General features: G+C 63.5%; 14 protein-coding genes. 5 read left to right on the forward strand and 9 right to left on the reverse strand.

All coding sequences use genetic code 11. The features are described from left to right. Positions 1 to 142: 142 nt before the first annotated feature. From M5B96_RS12850 to M5B96_RS12875, 6 genes are all read right to left on the reverse strand, one after another. A complete protein-coding gene (locus M5B96_RS12850; RefSeq protein WP_248797049.1) occupies positions 143 to 1222 on the reverse strand; it encodes a nucleoside hydrolase in 1080 nt (359 codons plus the stop codon). A 90-nt stretch (positions 1223 to 1312) separates the two neighbouring features. Beyond that, entirely contained in the window at positions 1313 to 2623 is a 1311-nt protein-coding gene (locus tag M5B96_RS12855) for an MFS transporter (protein ID WP_248797050.1), read from the reverse strand. 172 nt (positions 2624 to 2795) lie between these two features. Next, positions 2796 to 3428, reverse strand: a complete 633-nt coding sequence (locus M5B96_RS12860) for an N-carbamoylsarcosine amidohydrolase (protein ID WP_248797051.1) — start codon at positions 3426 to 3428, stop codon at positions 2796 to 2798. A gap of 15 nt (positions 3429 to 3443) precedes the next feature. Continuing rightward, positions 3444 to 4196 (reverse strand): Asp/Glu racemase, encoded by a 753-nt coding sequence (locus tag M5B96_RS12865; RefSeq protein ID WP_248797052.1) that lies wholly within the window; start codon positions 4194 to 4196, stop codon positions 3444 to 3446. Positions 4197 to 4463: 267 nt separating this feature from the next. Further along, positions 4464 to 5270, reverse strand: a complete 807-nt coding sequence (locus tag M5B96_RS12870; RefSeq protein WP_248797053.1) for an alpha/beta fold hydrolase — start codon at positions 5268 to 5270, stop codon at positions 4464 to 4466. Further along, positions 5267 to 6415 carry an FAD-dependent monooxygenase gene (locus M5B96_RS12875; protein WP_248797054.1) on the reverse strand — a complete coding sequence of 383 codons (1149 nt, stop codon included), beginning with the start codon at positions 6413 to 6415 and terminating at the stop codon, positions 5267 to 5269. The genes M5B96_RS12870 and M5B96_RS12875 overlap by 4 nt, the downstream gene beginning before the upstream one ends. A gap of 311 nt (positions 6416 to 6726) precedes the next feature. On the opposite strand from M5B96_RS12875, the gene M5B96_RS12880 reads away from it, so the two are divergent. From M5B96_RS12880 to M5B96_RS12895, 4 genes are all read left to right on the forward strand, one after another. Next, a complete protein-coding gene (locus tag M5B96_RS12880) occupies positions 6727 to 7779 on the forward strand; it encodes a 2,5-dihydroxypyridine 5,6-dioxygenase (RefSeq protein ID WP_248797055.1) in 1053 nt (350 codons plus the stop codon). 245 nt (positions 7780 to 8024) lie between these two features. Continuing rightward, positions 8025 to 8465, forward strand: a complete 441-nt coding sequence (locus M5B96_RS12885; protein WP_248797081.1) for a MarR family winged helix-turn-helix transcriptional regulator — start codon at positions 8025 to 8027, stop codon at positions 8463 to 8465. 317 nt (positions 8466 to 8782) lie between these two features. Further along, complete coding sequence (locus M5B96_RS12890) at positions 8783 to 9259, forward strand: (2Fe-2S)-binding protein (RefSeq protein WP_248797056.1); 477 nt, start codon at positions 8783 to 8785, stop codon at positions 9257 to 9259. Positions 9260 to 9275: 16 nt separating this feature from the next. Beyond that, a complete protein-coding gene (locus M5B96_RS12895) occupies positions 9276 to 12851 on the forward strand; it encodes a molybdopterin cofactor-binding domain-containing protein (protein ID WP_248797057.1) in 3576 nt (1191 codons plus the stop codon). 218 nt (positions 12852 to 13069) lie between these two features. On the opposite strand, the gene M5B96_RS12900 is transcribed toward M5B96_RS12895, so the two are convergent. Continuing rightward, positions 13070 to 13756 (reverse strand): TetR/AcrR family transcriptional regulator, encoded by a 687-nt coding sequence (locus tag M5B96_RS12900; RefSeq protein WP_248797058.1) that lies wholly within the window; start codon positions 13754 to 13756, stop codon positions 13070 to 13072. 173 nt (positions 13757 to 13929) lie between these two features. Next, positions 13930 to 14982, reverse strand: a complete 1053-nt coding sequence (locus M5B96_RS12905; protein ID WP_248797059.1) for an NAD(P)-dependent alcohol dehydrogenase — start codon at positions 14980 to 14982, stop codon at positions 13930 to 13932. A 179-nt stretch (positions 14983 to 15161) separates the two neighbouring features. Between M5B96_RS12905 and M5B96_RS12910 the strand changes: the two genes are divergently transcribed. After that, the gene (locus M5B96_RS12910; protein ID WP_248797060.1) at positions 15162 to 16055 is read left to right on the forward strand and encodes an AraC family transcriptional regulator; all 894 of its coding nucleotides are present in this window, start codon (positions 15162 to 15164) and stop codon (positions 16053 to 16055) included. Here the strand turns inward: M5B96_RS12910 and cobA are convergent. Continuing rightward, positions 16016 to 16774, reverse strand: a complete 759-nt coding sequence (gene cobA, locus M5B96_RS12915) for a uroporphyrinogen-III C-methyltransferase (protein ID WP_248797061.1) — start codon at positions 16772 to 16774, stop codon at positions 16016 to 16018. The genes M5B96_RS12910 and cobA overlap by 40 nt on opposite strands. Positions 16775 to 16780 lie beyond the last annotated feature (6 nt).

The following is a 16780-nucleotide window of genomic DNA, read 5'->3' on the forward strand; positions in this document are numbered from 1 at the left end:
TGGGGCCACGCAGGTGTGTGCTGGTCGAATGGCGCTGAAGCCGGTAGGGAAAGTAGGAAAGGACGGTCGTCTTTTTTCTTGCCGTTGGTCGTTTTTATGGGGGCGGGGGGAAGTGGTGACCGCAGGACGGTCACCGTAGTCCTCAGGGTTTTTTCACCGGCGTCGGCAAGGTCACCAGCGATACGTAGTCGTTCCAGAATTTCTTCTGGTCCACGGCGAACACGATCCTGGCTTTCTGCGTCCCCACCGGCGGGTTCTTCTTGTAGCCCAGCGCGCGACCGTAGTCCGGGCCGAAATGGGTGTCGACATCGATCCACATCTCACGGGATTCGGTGACGATCTCCGGCTCCGCGAGGAACAACGCCGGCAGGCTGTCCCAGGTAAAGCTGTGGTACCCGGGGTCCTTGGCGAACTGCGGCCCGAACACGCTCTTGTACAGCTCCGGCACCGCGCCCTTGGCGGCGATCACCCGTTGGTAGACCGAGGCATCGAAGGTGACTTTCTCGCAGACATCGTTGGGGAAGATCACGTGTTCGATCGGCGAGCGCAGGACGATCCTCGCCGCCTCCGGGTCGAACCACCAGTTGAATTCCGCCGCCGGCGTGGTGTTGCCGGGAATCTCGATGGCGCCGCCCATGTACACGATGCGCTTGATCAGCGGCACGATATCCGGCGCCTGGCGGATCGCCAGGGCCAGGTTGGTCAACGGCCCGATGGCCAGCAGGGTCACTTCATGGGGGTTCTTGCGCACGCTGTCGATAATGAACTGCGGCGCGGTTTCGCTGCGCAGTTTGGTGTGCGTCGCCAAGCCGTCGGGCGGCGCGACCAGTTGCGCCGCCGAGGTCGGCCGCGGGTTCTTGAACGCCCCCGGCCAGCCGGCGCCGAACAGCGCCTGCTCCTGTGGATAAGTGGCGAAGTCATGCAGCAGCGGATAGGCCGCGCCGGAGTAGACGCCGATCTCCTTTTCCACCCCCATGCGCTCCACGGCCTTGAGTGCATCGACCTGTTCCTGGTCGACCCAGGCATTGCCGCTGACCAGGGTCATGCCCAGCAGGTCGATCTTCTTCTGCGCGTGCAACTGCGCCAGCATGATAAAGGCCTGGCCGTCGTCGTTGAGGACGTTGAAATCGGTATCGAGAATGACTTTTTCCGCCGCTTGCAGCGAGCCGGCGGACAGGCCGACAGCCAGCGCCAGCGCGCAGCCCTTGAGAAAGCGTTGCATGGTGATGTGCCCCAATGAATGGTTGTTGTGTTGTGCTGATCCGGCCTGCCTGCCGAGGCCTGGAAAGGCCGTCGGCAGGTCAGTGGTAACTTAACGATTGACCAGTTTTGCCGGCAAGGCGATCACCAGGAAACTGCTCAGGATCAGGCAGCCGGCGAAGAACCAGAGAGCCCCGGCACTGCTGCCGGTAAGGTCGATGGCCACGCCCATCAGCGAGTTGCTGACCAGCCCGGCGATATTCGCCAGCGAGCAGGCCAGGGCAAAGCCGGTGGCCGCCGCGGTGCCCTTGAGGAAGGTCGCCGGCAGGCTGAAGAACACCGGCACCGCGCCGATGATCGCCGCGGAGGCGATGGCGAACAGGGCCACCGTCGCCACCACGTTATGGGTGAAGAAGGTGCTGGTGGCCATGGCCGCGGCGCCGACGAAGAACGGCACGATGATGTGCCAGCGGCGTTCGCGATGCTTGTCCGAGCTGGCGCCGATCAGCAGCATGCCGAGCAGGGCGGCGACACTCGGCAGGGCGGTGAGCACGCCGATATGGAAGGTATCGGTGATCCCCGCGTTGCGGATGAAGGTCGGCATCCAGAAGCCCATGGCGTAGGCGCTGAGCAGGATCGAGAAGTCGATACCGCCGAGCATCCAGACCTTGAGGTTGAAGAAGCCGTCGCGAAAGTGCTGCTTGCTGTCGGGGCTGCTGGCCTCGTCGTTTTTCAGTTCGCTTTCGAGTACCGCCTTTTCCTCTTCATTGAGCCATTTGGCCTGGCGGAAGTGGTTCGGCAGTGCCCAGAAGGTCAGGATGCCGAGCAACACGCTGGGCACCGCTTCGATCAGGAACAGCCATTGCCAGCCGCGCAGCCCGCTGACCTGGTCGAAGTGACCCATGACCCAGCCCGACAAGGGGCCGCCGATGACGCTGGAGAGCGGCAGGCCGATCATGAACAGGGCGATGATCCGCCCGCGCCGATGGGTCGGGAACCAGGTGGTCAGGTAGAACAGCACACCCGGCAGGAAGCCGGCCTCGGCGGCGCCGAGGAGGAAACGCAGGATGTAGAACTGGGTAGTGGAGGTGACCAGCATGGTGCAGGCCGAGAGCAGGCCCCAGGTGATCATGATCCGCGCGATCCAGATTTTCGCCCCGACCTTTTCCAGTACCAGGTTGCTCGGTACTTCGAAGAGGATATAACCGACGAAGAACAGCCCGGCGCCGAGGCCGAAGGCGGTTTCGCTGAAGTGCAACTGGTCGAGCATCTGCAGTTTGGCGAAACCGATATTGATCCGGTCGAGGTACGCGGCCAGATAGCAGAAGCACAGGAACGGGATCAGTTTCCAGGTGATCTTGTGGTAAAGCGCTTGGGTCGGATCGGCGACCGAAGTCGCGGTTGTCGCATTCGCAATGGGCATTGGTTGTCTCCTGGCGGTGACTTATGGTTTTTATACAGCCGCTTTTTTCCAGCACTCTGGAGCGCGGTAAAGGCGGCTTCCAAAGGCAGTGTCAGAAGACTGGGCGCCACACTCCGCACGGAGGCGACGCTCAGTTTTTTACGCGACCATGCTCTATGGCACGGTTCTGCGGTCAAGCTCCCTGGAACTTCGAGATCGCTTCCTGTTTGCTGACGACATCGCCGTACTTGCTGTCGATGTCGAACAGATTCGCTTCATGGGGCGCCGGATGGCGGTCGCCGACGCATTCACGGACCACGATGGTCCGGAAACCGTGCTGCACGGCATCCACCGCTGTCGCGCGGATGCAGCCGCTGGTGGAGCAGCCGGCCAGCACCACGGTATCGATGCCCTGTGCGTGCAACTGCGAGGCCAGGCTGGTGCCGAAAAACGCGCTGGCGTATTGCTTGCTGATCACCACTTCCGCCGGCAGCGGCAGCACCGCAGTGCAGAAGGCCGCGAGCGGATTGCCCTCGACCATGTCCTTCATCACCGGCGCCTTGCGCACCCATATGCCACCATCGGCGAAATGCCCCGGATGGTAGCGAATATTGGTGTGCACCACCGTAATTCCATGACGACGGGCGCAGTCCAGCAGCTCGACGCTTTCGGCCACGGCACTGACTACACCGGGGGCGAACAGTGGCGCGCCCTCGGTGGTGTAGCCCTGCATGAAATCGATCATCAGCAAGGCCGGTTTCTGGCCGAAGCCGATCCGCTGGCCCCAGACGCCCTGGTAATTGTCATTGGCGCTTTGTTCGCTCATCTCCCGGCTCCTCGCTCAGTACGCGCCGGAGAGCAGGGCGCCGGCACCGGGCACGATCGGCTCCAGGTCCAGGGCCTTGAGCATGGCGTAGGTGGTGGCGATGGCGGCGGTCAGCACCGGCTTGCCGGTCTGTGCCTCGACCTTGGCCACCGCCGGCAGTGACTGCATCTGCACACAGGCCGAGAGCACGATCACATCGACGCCTTCCAGGTTCATACCGGCGACGATGCCCGGCAGCTTGGCCGGGTCGTGACGGGCCACTTCCAGATTGTCGGGGATCTCCAGGGCGCGCCAGTCCACCACCTCGAAACCTTCCTCGCGGATGTAGTTCACCACCAGTTCGGTCAGCGGTTTCATATAGGGCGCGACAATTGCGATGCGCTTGGCGCCCATGACTTTCAGGCCTTCGATCAGCGCGCCGGCGCTGGTGATCACCGGGGCGTTAGCGTCGTTGTCGGCGGTGGCCTTGCGCAAGCGGGCTTCGGACTGGCGGTGATAGCCCAGGCCCATGGCCATGATCGCTACCAGGCAGGCGTAGCCGAGTATATCGACCTTGGCGTCGGACAGCTCGACGGCGCAGCGGTCGGACTCACCGTCCATGGCCGCCAGTTCCTCCTTGCGTACCTGCTTCATGCGCATGCGGCTGGAGTGAAAGGTGAAGCGTTCCGGACGGATCGCCTGGCGTGCGTTGAGCATCGCCGGGATTTCGGTCTCCATGGTGGTGTTCGAGCTGGGTACGATCTGGCCGATGCGGTAGGGCTTGATCATGGTGGTCTCCTCAAATCGATGATTCAGGTCACACATCACTCTGTAGGTGCAGGGCTTGTGTGGGAGCAGAGCCTGTATGGGAGTGGAGCTTGTGTGAGCGCGGAGCTTGCCCGCGAAGGGGCCCTCAAGATCCCCAAAAGCTTCGCGGGCAAGCTCCGCTCCCACAGCTTCGATGAACCTCCAAGTCCAGCAACCTCTCCAGGTCCAGTAACCCCATCAGGTCCAGCAAGCCCCACAGCTTCACAGGTGTGTGTTCGATAGTGCATTTCAGGTCAGGCTCACGCCGAGGAAGTCGCCGAAGGCGGCGAAGAAGCCGTCCAGGTCGTCCCAGGGAATCATGTGCCCCGCATTGGCCACGTGGGCGATCCGGATGCTCGGTTGCAGCTCGCGGATTTCGGCTTCGTCCTCGGGCAGGATCACGCCGCCGCGACCGGCCACCAACAGCAACGCGGGGGCGCTGAGCTTGGGCAGGTCCTGGTGGAAGTCCACGGTATGGAAGTCGTTGAACGCCCTGACGATGGCCGGTTCATAGCAGGTGTGCAGCCATTCGGCGCGCAGTTGCAGTTGCTCCGGTGTCCAGCTGGCGCAGAAGGCGCGCATCGCCTCGGCGTCCATGCCGATCAGCGCCTGGCGGATCGAGTCGACGTACCAGGGCAGTTTGCTCGGGTATTCGCGTCGTCCCGGACCGGACACCGGCGGATCGATCAGCACCAGGCTCTTGACCCCGGCGGGACTGAGTACGGCACTGCGCACGGCGAAGCGCGCGCCCATGGAGTGGCCGACCAGGTGGTAGTGATCCAGGCCCAGGGCGGCGGCAAAGGCGGCGATATCGCTGGCGCAGGCCTCGGCGCTGTAGTCCAGTTCCGGACCGCTGGCGGACAGGCCGCGGCCGCGGACATCCAGCACATAGGTGTCGAAGTGCCGGCCGAAGCGTTCGGCAACGAAGCCCCAGGTGATCGCCGGGCTGGTGATGCCGGGGATCAGGATCAGCGCCTGGCCCGTGCCGCCATAGCGCAGGTAGTGCTGGCGAATGCCGTTGGCCTGGACGTTGCCGCCGTGGACGAAAGTGCTCACGCCGCCACCCCCGATTTCAGCGCCTGGGCGTAGAGGTCGTAGCCGTAGACCCAGGCCGGATCTTCCTGGGTGCGCAGCCAGGTGTTGGCGTTGGACACCGCCTGGACCCGCGAGGCGCGCTCCTTGCGGTTGGCTTCATAGAGTTCGAAGGCGGTGCGGTAGTCGCCGAGGCCGGTTTCCTGCAGGCAGCGGGTGAGCATGGCGGCGTCTTCGATGGCCATCCCGGCACCCTGCGCCATGTGCGGTTTCATCGGATGGCAGGCATCCCCCAGCAGCACCAGGCGCCCACGGCTCCACAGTGGCAGCGGATTGCGGTTGCGCAGCGGCCATTTGGTCACGCTGTCGGTGGCTTCGATCAGTGCCTGCACGGTGGGGTGGTAACCCTGGAAGGCTTCGAACATCTCTTCGCGGCTGCTGTCGACGAACGGGCCTTCGAAGTCCAGCTCCGGGTGCGGCACGCCGGTGACGTAGTAGTACTCGTCGCGCTTGCCGGTGGTGTAGTAGACCATCATGTGTCGGTCCTCGCTCCACCACTTGATGCAGTCCTCGAAGTCGAGGTCGTAGCGCGCCAGCTTGTCGCGGGTGATCAGCGCGCGGTGGGCGACCCAGCCACTGTACAGCGGCGCCTCATGGCCGAGCAGTTCCTCGCGGATTTTCGAGTTGATGCCGTCGGCACCGATGACGATATCGGCGCTTGCCGTGGTGCCGTCGGTGAAGTTCAGGCGCACCTGGTCGCCGGTGTCTTCGATCTTCTCCAGGCGTTTGTTGAAGTGCAGGGTGCCGGGCTTGATCGTCGACATCTGCAAGGCATGCAGGTCGCCACGGTGCACGGTGACATAGGACGCGCCGTATTCCTTGCGAGCAAACTCGCCCAGGGGAATGCGCGACAGGTAGTCGCCGCTCATGCCGTCGCGACTGAACCAGTGATCGGGATGCGAGCCCATCTGGTCGAGCTGCTGCTCGATGCCCATGCGCCGGAAGATCTTCATGATATTCGGACCCATGTGGATCCCGGCACCCAGGCGGGAAAATTCCGGGGCCTGCTCGTAGATCGACACGTCAAATCCGGCTTGTTGCAACAGCGTGGCGGCGGCGGCGCCACCCAGGCCCGCGCCGACGATGGCGATTTTTTTTGTGCTTGCCATGGGGCTTGCTCCTCGTTCCGAGTGTGGGGTGGCAGGTTCGGCCACCAGGTTTTTAAAGTGTATACGCTCTTTTTTTTAAAAGAGAAGATCCTCGCTGAAAATTAAATTTCTGCTCGTTTTAGCGGCTAGTAACGCTAAGTAACCTTATTTTGTTGGGTGTGTGTGGGTTGGTAACGTTTTGGTCTGCTGCTTGCAGAGCGCCGTTAATTCAGGTCTTATCGATATTAAATGGCGTATACGCTATAAAAACGCACTAGGCTGAAGCATCGCGCCTCGACTTGGTGCAGCGCGAGCGAAGAGGAGAGAAGAGAATGCCGGTAAGTGATTGCGAACTGACGCAGATGTTTGAACACGTATTGAAACTGTCGAAAGTCGACTCGACCCAGAGTGTCGCGGTGCTCAAGAGTCATTACTCCGATCCGCGTACCGTGCGTTCGGCGATGGACGCGGCGCAGCGCCTGGGGGCCAAGGTGTACGCGGTGGAGTTGCCGTCGTTCAACCATCCGACGGCCATGGGCAACGATATGACCGCTTACTGCGGCGACACCGCGCTGACCGGTAATATCGCCGCGCAGCGGGCGTTGGAAGCGGCGGATCTGATCGTCGATACCATGATGCTGCTGCACTCGCCGGAACAGGAGCAGATCCTCAAGACCGGCACGCGCATCCTGCTGGCGGTGGAACCGCCGGAAGTGCTGGCGCGCATGCTCCCCACCGAGGCGGACAAGGTGCGCGTGCTGGCGGCGGAACAGTTGTTGAAGCAGGCCTGTTCGATCCATGTGACATCCCGTGCCGGCAGCGATTTCCGCGCGGCATTGGGGCAGTACCCGTCGGTGACCGAGTACGGTTTCGCCGATGAACCGGGGCGTTGGGATCACTGGCCGAGCGGCTTTCTGTTCTCCTGGCCGAACGAAGAAACCGCCGAGGGCGTGCTGGTGCTGGATGTCGGCGATATCCTGCTGCCGTTCAAGACCTACACCCGGGAGAAGATCACCCTGGAGATCGAGAAGGGTTTTATCACCTCGATCCACGGCGGTTTCGAGGCCGAGTACCTGCGCGACTACATGAAGTATTTCAACGATCCCGAGGTGTACGGTATTTCCCATATCGGTTGGGGCCTGCAACCGCGGGCGCAGTGGACGGCGATGGGGCTGCACGACAAGAATGACGGTATGTGCATGGATGCCCGGGCGTTCTATGGCAACTTCCTGTTTTCCACCGGGCCGAATACCGAGGTCGGCGGGACACGCAAGACACCGTGCCATATGGACATTCCGCTGCGCCATTGCGATGTGTACCTGGATGACCAGGCGGTGGTGATCGGCGGTGATGTGGTGGCGCCGGAGGCGTCGCGGGCGCGCTGAGTCTGTGGGGGGGGCAGCGAGGTTTCGGGTGGTCTGGCTGGTCTCTTCGCGAGCAAGCTCTGCTCCCACAATTCAGGTGTCTTGTGGCGAGCCCGCTCGCCACAAGTCTCGATCGGACTCCAGAGTGCCCTCAACTGCCTGGCGGCTCACTCCAATGAGTGCCCCCGTACACTTGAGTCCGCCCTCCAACCTGTCCATCATGCCTGTCCACTCTCCCTCGCCTTTTCGAGCCCGCCGTGTCGGATATTCCTGATTCCAAGCCTTATGTTTTCTCCGAACAAGTCGGCCATCTGCTGCGCAAGGCCTACCAGCGGCATATGGCGATCTTCCAGCAGAATGTCGGCGATTCGCAGCTGACCGCCGTGCAGTTCGTCACCCTCTGCGCGGTACGCGATCACGGCCCCAGTTCCCTGACCGAACTGGTCAAGGCCACCGCGGTGGACCAGGCGACCATTCGCGGCATCGTCGAGCGACTCAGGGCGCGTGAGTTGATCACCCTGGAGCCGGACCCGGAAGACCGGCGCAAGGTCATCGTCGGTTTGTCCGAGGCCGGCAGCCAGCTGGTGCAGCAGACCGTGCCCTGCGCGGCGAAGATCAGCGAACTGACCATGAGCAACCTCAATCCCGCCGAACAGGTCGCCGTGCTGTTCCTGCTGCGCAAGATGATCGACGACCGCGACGAATAACTGTGGCGAGCGGGCTTGCCCGCGTTGGGCTGCGAAGCAGCCCCAAAACCGGCGAATCCTGCGCATCAGGTAGACCGAGGTGGCCGGTTTGCGACTGCTGCGCGGCCGAGCGCGGACAAGCCCGCTCACCACCGATTCACCTTCCCATCCCTGCTTTTCAGGCTCTCGGAGGGGATCTTTTCTCTCTGGCACTTTTCTTGCTCTTATTTCATGTAGTAACCACTTCATAGAAAAAAGTGTGTCGTCAGGAGACATCGTTCTCGACCCACGCTCTTTTCATGTAGTGATCACTTCATCAAATGAAGCGGGCGCAATTCATGACGACGCAGGAAATCACGCTAGCCCTTGAGGTCAACGGCCAGCGACATACGGTCACGGCCATGGCCGACACCCCGCTGTTGCTGGTGCTGCGCAACGACCTGCGGCTCAACGGCCCCAAGTACGGCTGCGGCCTGGGAGAGTGCGGCGCGTGCACGGTGATCGTCGACGGCGTGGCCGCGCGCTCCTGCGTGTTTCCCCTGGCCGGTGCCGTGGACCGACAGATCGTCACCCTCGAAGGCCTCGGCAGCCGCGAGGCGCCGCACCCGGTGCAACAGGCCTTTATCGACGAGCAGGCGGCCCAGTGCGGCTATTGCCTGAACGGCATGATCATGACCGCCAAGGCCCTGCTCGACCGCATCCCGCACCCCAGCGAAGCACAGATCCGCCAGGAGCTGTCGGCCAATCTCTGTCGCTGCGGCACCCATATCGAAATCCTTCGCGCGGTGCTGCGTGCCGCCCGTCCATTGCCTTGAACCAGGATCGACGACCATGAGCGACGCCATCCCAACCCGCGACCAATGGCTGGCCAAGACCGGCGTGCTGTTGGTCGTCGACGACATCCTGCCGCCCTCGGGGCCGGTGGCCAAAGGCGGCACGCCAGTGGTCAAACCCAAGGAGTTGGGGCTGTTTATCGCGGTCAACGACGATGGTCGGGTCTATGCCTTCAACGGCCATGTGGACCTGGGCACCGGCATCCGCACCTCCCTGGCGCAGATCGTCGCCGAAGAGCTGGACCTGGAGCTTGAGCAGGTGTGCATGGTGCTTGGCGACACCGAGCGCGCACCGAACCAGGGCGCGACCATTGCCAGCGCGACCCTGCAGATTTCCGCTATTCCCCTGCGCAATGCCGCCGCCGAGGCCCGGCGTTTCCTGCTGCGGCGCGCCGCCGCGCGCTGGTCGCTGAGCGTGGAAGCGCTGCGGGTCGAATGCGGCATCGTCAAGGCGGCGGATGGCCGGGCCTTGAGCTATGGCGAACTGGTGGCGGGCGAGCATGATCAGTTGCGCATCAGCGGCAATGCGCCGCTCAAACCGGCCGCAGACTATCGGCTGGTGGGCAAGGGCACGGCGCGGGTGGATATTCCGGCCAAGGCCACCGGTGAACTGATCTACGTGCATGACATGCGCGTACCGGACATGCTCCATGGCCGGGTCGTGCGCCCGCCCTATGCCGGTTTCGACAGCGGCGATTTTGTCGGCAACAGCCTGCTGGAGGTCGACGAATCGTCCATTGCGCATATCCCCGGGATCGTCGCGGTGGTGGTGATTCGCGACTTTATCGGGGTGGTCGCGCTGCGTGAAGAGCAGGCGGCGAAGGCCGCGCGGGAACTGCGGGTGCGCTGGAAGGACTGGACGCGGAAGCTGCCGGACCTGAGCGATGTCGAGCAGGCGATTCGCGACAATCCGCGGATCAAGCGCACGTTGCTGGATCAGGGCGACGTCGATGCGGCACTCGCCGCTGCCAGCCAGCGCATGCCGCGCAGCTACCTCTGGCCTTATCAGATGCACGCCTCCATCGGTCCGTCCTGTGGCCTGGCGGATTATCGAGAGGAGGGCATCCGGGTCTGGTCCGGCAGCCAGAATCCGCACTTGCTGCGGGCCGACCTGGCCTGGCTGCTGGAGTACCCGGAAGAGCGTATCGAGATCATCCGCATGGAGGCCTCCGGCTGTTACGGTCGCAACTGTGCCGATGACGTCTGCGCCGACGCCCTGTTGCTGTCCCGCGCCGTGGGCAAGCCGGTGCGGGTGCAGTTGACCCGCGACCAGGAACACGCCTGGGAACCCAAGGGCACTGCGCAATTGATGGACATCGACGGTGGCCTGAACGCCGATGGCAGCGTGGCCGCCTACGATTTCCAGACCAGCTACCCGTCCAACGGCGCGCCGACCCTGGCCTTGCTGCTGACCGGCCGGGTCGAGCCGGTGGCGGCGATGTTCGAAATGGGCGACCGCACTTCGATCCCGCCTTATGCCTATGAGCATATGCGGGTCAGCATCAACGACATGTCGCCGATTGTCCGCGCCTCGTGGATGCGCGGGGTATCGGCCTTGCCCAACACCTTTGCCCATGAGTCCTATATCGACGAACTGGCTTTTGCCGCCGGGGTCGATCCGGTCGAGTATCGCCTGCGTTACCTGCCGGACCAGCGCGCCGTGGACCTGGTGAAATCCACCGCCGAGCGCGCCGCCTGGACCCCGCGCACCGCGCCGATGCAGACGCCGAACGAAGACCATCTGCTGCGCGGTCGCGGCTTTGCCTATGCGCGTTATATCCACAGCAAGTTCCCCGGTTTCGGCGCGGCGTGGGCGGCCTGGGTCGCCGATGTGGCGGTGGACCGGCAGACCGGCGACGTCTCGGTGACGCGGGTGGTGATCGGTCATGACTCGGGGATGATGATCAACCCCGACGGCGTGCGGCACCAGATTCACGGCAACGTGATCCAGTCCACCAGCCGAGTGCTCAAGGAGCGGGTGACCTTCGAGGAGTCGACGGTGTCGAGCAAGGAGTGGGGCGGTTACCCGATCCTGACCTTTCCCGAGGTGCCGCAGATCGATGTACTGATGATGCCGCGCCAGAGCGAGCCGCCCATGGGCGCCGGCGAGTCGGCCTCGGTGCCGAGCGCGGCGGCGATTGCCAATGCGATCTTCGACGCCACCGGGATTCGTTTTCGCGAATTGCCGATTACCCCGGAGCGGGTGTTGCAGGCGCTCAATGCCGGGACCGCCGGAGATCCGCCGAAGTCGCCGCAGAAGCGTTCGAAATGGTTGTTCGGTTCGTTGTTCGCGGCTTTCGGCGCGCTGCTCGGCATGGCCGCCACGGCCTGGCCCTGGCATGGCGAGATCGCACCTATCGCGCCGCCCGGTGCCGGGACCTGGTCGACGGCGACGCTGGAGCGCGGGCGCTTGCTGGCGGCGGTCGGCGATTGCGCGGTGTGCCACACGGCGCCGGGCGGCGCGACCAATGCCGGCGGGCTGGCGATGGCGACACCGTTCGGCACGCTCTACAGCAGCAATATCACCCCGGATGTGCAGACCGGCATCGGCAGTTGGTCGTATCCGGCGTTCGAGCGGGCGATGCGCGACGGGATCGGCCGCGACGGGCGCAATCTGTATCCGGCGTTTCCCTATACGGCGTTCCGCAATATCAACGATGCCGATATGCAGGCGCTGTACGCCTACCTGATGTCGCAGGCGCCGGTCAGCCAGCCGGCCAAGGCCAATGCGCTGGGTTTTCCGTTCAACCAGCGGCCGTTGATGGCCGGCTGGAATGCCTTGTTCCTGCGCAAGGGCGAAATCCAGGTGCAGCCGCAGCGCAGTGAGCAATGGAATCGTGGGGCTTACCTGGTCAATGGGTTGGGGCACTGCGCGGCCTGTCATTCGCCGCGCAATCTCCTCGGCGCGGAGAAGGGCGGGGCGGCGTTTCTGTCCGGGGCAATGGTCGATGGCTGGGAGGCGCCGGCATTGAACGGCTTGTCGAAGGCACCGACGCCTTGGACCGAGGATCAGTTGTTCAGTTACCTGAGCACTGGTTACTCCGAAGCCCATGGCGTGGCGACGGGGCCGATGGGGCCGGTGGTCAGTGAGCTGGCGAAATTGCCGAAAGAGGATCTGCGGGCGATGGCGGTGTACCTGGCCTCGCTCAACGGCGCGCAGGCCGAAGCGCAGGTGGTGGAGAAGGCGACCCGGCCGGTGGCCGCTGCGCAGAAGGTGGTGCCTGAGGTGAAGTTGTCACTGGGCAACGGCCAGCGCCTGTTCGAAGGTTCCTGCCAGGGTTGCCACGCCGATGGGCTGGGGCCGAAGTTGTTTGGGGTCAGTCCTTCGCTGGCGACCAACAGTAATGTGCACAGCGATGTGCCGGACAATCTGCTCAAGGTGATCCTGCAGGGTATCCAGAATCCGGCGACCCGGGACCTGGGTTATATGCCGGGATTCAAGGACAGCTTGTCGGATACCCAGGTGGCGGAGTTGGCGGCGTATCTGCGCAGTCGGTTTGCCGGTGAGGCGCCGGTGTGGCAAGGGCTGGAAAAAACGGTGGCGCATGTACGCGCCAATCCCGGTACGCACTGATCAAATCTGGGGGGCGAGGGGATGTTTCTGGTGGATGCTGGAATATTGTGGCGAGCGGGCTTGCCCGCGCTCGGCTGCGAAGCAGCCGCAAAACCATGATCCCCGTTATATCTGATACACCGCGATGGCAGGTTTTAGGGGCGCTTCGCACCCCAACGCGGGCAAGCCCGCTCGCCACAATAATGTGTTCGCCTCAATGATTTTTGTGTGACAGAGGGCTACGGCAGGCGCAGCAGCCCGCGCACCACCAGGTCACTGATAAACGCCAGCCAGTCCTGCTGCTGGCGTTTCTCCGCCAGCGGCTCGCCGAGGAACGAACTCAGGGTGTGCTGGTTGGAGTTATAGAAATAACACAGCGAGGCGATCATCAGGTACACGTGCTTGATGTCCAGGTCCTCGCGAAAGATCCCCTTGGCCTGACCGGCCTCAAGGATCGGTCGCAGCACGCCCACCGCTTCGCCGGACAGCCGCCGCAGTTCGCCCGACTGCTGCGCATGGCGGCCCTGGTGCAGGTTCTCGATACTCAGGATAGCGACGAATTCGGGGTGCTTGACGTAGTAGTTCCAGACGAAGGCCACCAGGTCCTGCAAGGCTTGCAGTGGTTCCTCCAGGTTCAGCTTGAGCTTGCTTTCGGCCTTGTTGAACTGCTCGTAGATGTGTTCCAGCACGCAGATGAACAGGCGCTCCTTGCTGCCGAAGTAGTAGTAGAGCATGCGGTCGTTGGATTCGGCCTCGCGGGAAATGCTTTCGACCCGGCCACCGGAATAACCGTCGCGGGTGAACACCTTCACCGCCGCTTTCAGAATACGCGCGCGGGTCTGGTCGGCTTGCTGGGCTCTGATGCCGGTCTTCTTGTTCACGTCGGCATTCCTTCTTTGGGTCGGAAAGGGACGCGAATATAGCATGGGGCCGTTGCGCCGACGGTGACATACAGTGAAGACTGATGCCAGTCTTGCGGGCCTCTTCGCGGATAAATCCGGTTCCCACAATGTCCGTGTCCATACCGAGAGTTTGCATACGAATGAGGACTGTGGGAACGGTGCTTGCCCGCGAAGCTTTTGACGGCCTCCAGCCTTGATCAGGCCTTGAGGGTCGCCATGTCGATCACGAAACGGTATTTCACGTCACCGGCGATCATGCGGCTGTAGGCCTCGTTGATCTGGCGGATGTCGAGCATCTCGATGTCGCAGCTGATGCCGTGCTCGGCGCAGAAATCCAGGACTTCCTGGGTTTCGGCGATCCCGCCGATCAGCGAGCCGGCCAGGACCCGGCGCTTGAGCACCAGCTTGGCGGCATGCAGCGCCGGGTCCACCGGTTCGATCAGGCCGACGAGGATGTGCACGCCGTCGTAGGTCAGGGTGTCGAGGTAGGGGTTGAGGTCATGCTGCACCGGGATGGTGTCCAGCAGGAAATCGAAGCGACCCGCCGCCGCGGCCATCTGCGCGGCGTCGGTGGACACGATCACATGGTCGGCGCCCTGGCGACGCGCTTCCTCGGCCTTGCTCGCCGAACGGGTGAACAAGGTGACTTCGGCGCCCATGGCCTTGGCGAACTTGATGCCCATATGGCCGAGGCCGCCCATGCCGAGAATCCCGACCTTGTCGCCGGGCTTGACACCATAGTGCTTGAGCGGCGAATAGGTGGTGATGCCGGCGCAGAGAATCGGCGCGGCGCTGGCCAGGTCGAGTTTTTCCGGGATACGCACGACGAAGTGTTCACTGACCACGATGCTGTCTGAATAACCGCCCATGGTGTTGCTGCCGTCGATTCGGTCGGGGGTGGCGTAGGTCAGGGTCGGGCCTTCGAGGCAATATTGCTCCAGGTCAGCGTGGCAGGCTTCGCAATGGCGGCAGGAGTCGACCATGCAGCCGACGCCCACCAGGTCGCCGACCTTGTGCCGAGTGACCTTGGCGCCGATGGCGGTGACCTTGCCGACGATTTCATGGCCGGGCATCAACGGGTAGACGGCAATGCCCCACTCATTGCGCGCCTGGTGGATGTCGGAGTGGCAGACGCCACAGTAGAGAATCTCGATGGCGACATCGTCAGGTCGTGGCGAGCGCCGCTGGAAGGACATGGGGGCGAGGGGGGTAGTGGCGGATTGGGCGGCGTAACCGATGGCGGTGTACATGAGGAACCTCGCAAAGCTGTGACGGTTGAGGCGAGCCATTCTCGGCGTCAGCCGCGGCCACGGCCATGGCGAATCCTCCGCGTGTCTTGCCTATTCCTCCGGTATCGCGTTTTTGCCATTCGCCAGGGTCCCCGGACCTGCGAAGATGTTCCCATCCCTTTTTCCGTGAAGTTTTTGCCATGCTGTTGACCCGTCATCTGGACGCCAATGCCCCCCTGGTTGCGCTGATCGAGCCCCTGGCCACGCGCGACGGCTTCGTGCCGACCTTGCTGCCGGGCGTGCAGGTGTTGCGTGTCGGCTGTGACGTGGCTCGTGGCCCACAGATCTATGAGCCGAGCCTGATGATCATCGTCCAGGGCAGCAAGCTGGCCTACCTGGGCCTGCGAACCCTGGAATATGGCGCCGGACACTATCTGATCCAGGCCCTTTCGGTGCCTTTCGAGTGCGAGACCTTTGCCGGCAGTGATGGCGCGCCGCTGCTCGGGATTTCCGTGGCGATCGACCGGGCGGTGCTGGGCGAGCTGGTGTTGGCCATGGGCCTCAACCATGACAGCCCGGCGGCGGCCCAGACCCCGGAGTCGATGGCCTCGGTGGTGCTCGACGACAGCATGCGCGGCTGCGTCGAACGCTTGCTGCGCTGCCTGCGGGATCCGCTGGAGTGTCGGGTCATGGGCGAAGCGCGGGTACGTGAGTTGTTGTTCGCCGCCTTGCGCGGGCCGCAGGCGGAAGTGTTGCGGGCACTGGTGGAGCAGCAGGGACATTTTTCCCGGATTGCGGCGTCCTTGAGCCATTTGCATGCCCATTACACCGAGCCCTTGAACGTCGAGACCCTGGCCAGTTGCGCAAACATGAGCCTGTCGACCTTCCACGAGCATTTCAAGCGCGTCACCCTGCAGTCGCCGGTGCAATACCTCAAGCGCCTGCGCCTGCTCAAGGCGCAGCAGCTGTTGCTGGCCGATGGCCTGGGAGTGGCGCAGGTCGCCCATCGGGTCGGGTATCAGAGCTCCTCGCAGTTCAGTCGCGAGTACAAACGCTACTTCGAGCGCAACCCCGGGGACGAGCGGGCGGCTTGAAGCTGGCTTGACGCGCTGGCCGCCACTTCACCGATCACCAGGATCGCCGGGCTCTTGAGCGCGAACGCCAAGGCATCCTCGTGCATGTTTGCCAGGTCGCTGCGGCATTCGCGTTGCTGGGGCAGCGAGGCGTTCTCGATCAGTGCCACCGGGGTGCCGGCAGCGAGCCCGGCGGCGATCAGGTTGGCGCGGATTTCCGCGAGCTTGGCCACGCCCATGTAGACCACCAGGGTGGTGCCGCTTTGCGCCAGGGCGCTCCAGTCCAATGGGCTGTCGTCCTGGGTGTGGGCGGTGACGAAGCTCACGCCACGGGCCACGCCGCGCAAGGTCAGGGGGATGCCGAAGTGGGTGGCCCCGGCCAGCCCGGCGGTGATGCCATTGACCACTTCGACCTCAATCCCGTGGGCTTGCAGCCAGTCGGCTTCTTCGCTGGCGCGGCCGAAGATGCAGGGGTCGCCGCCCTTGAGGCGGACCACCGATTTGCCCTGGCGGGCATAACGCAGCATCAGCCGATGGATAAACGCCTGCGGCGTCGAACGGCAGCCGCCGCGCTTGCCCACGGCAATCACTCGGGCGTCGGGGCAATGTTCGAGCACGGCGCGATTGACCAGGTCATCGACCATCACCACCTCGGCGCCGCGCAGGACCCGCGCCGCCTTGAGGGTCAAGAGTTCCGGGTCACCGGGACCGGCGCCAACCAACCAGACTTTGCCATGCATATTCAT

The organism is Pseudomonas sp. MWU13-2105 (assembly GCF_023242315.1).
Lineage (GTDB): Bacteria > Pseudomonadota > Gammaproteobacteria > Pseudomonadales > Pseudomonadaceae > Aquipseudomonas.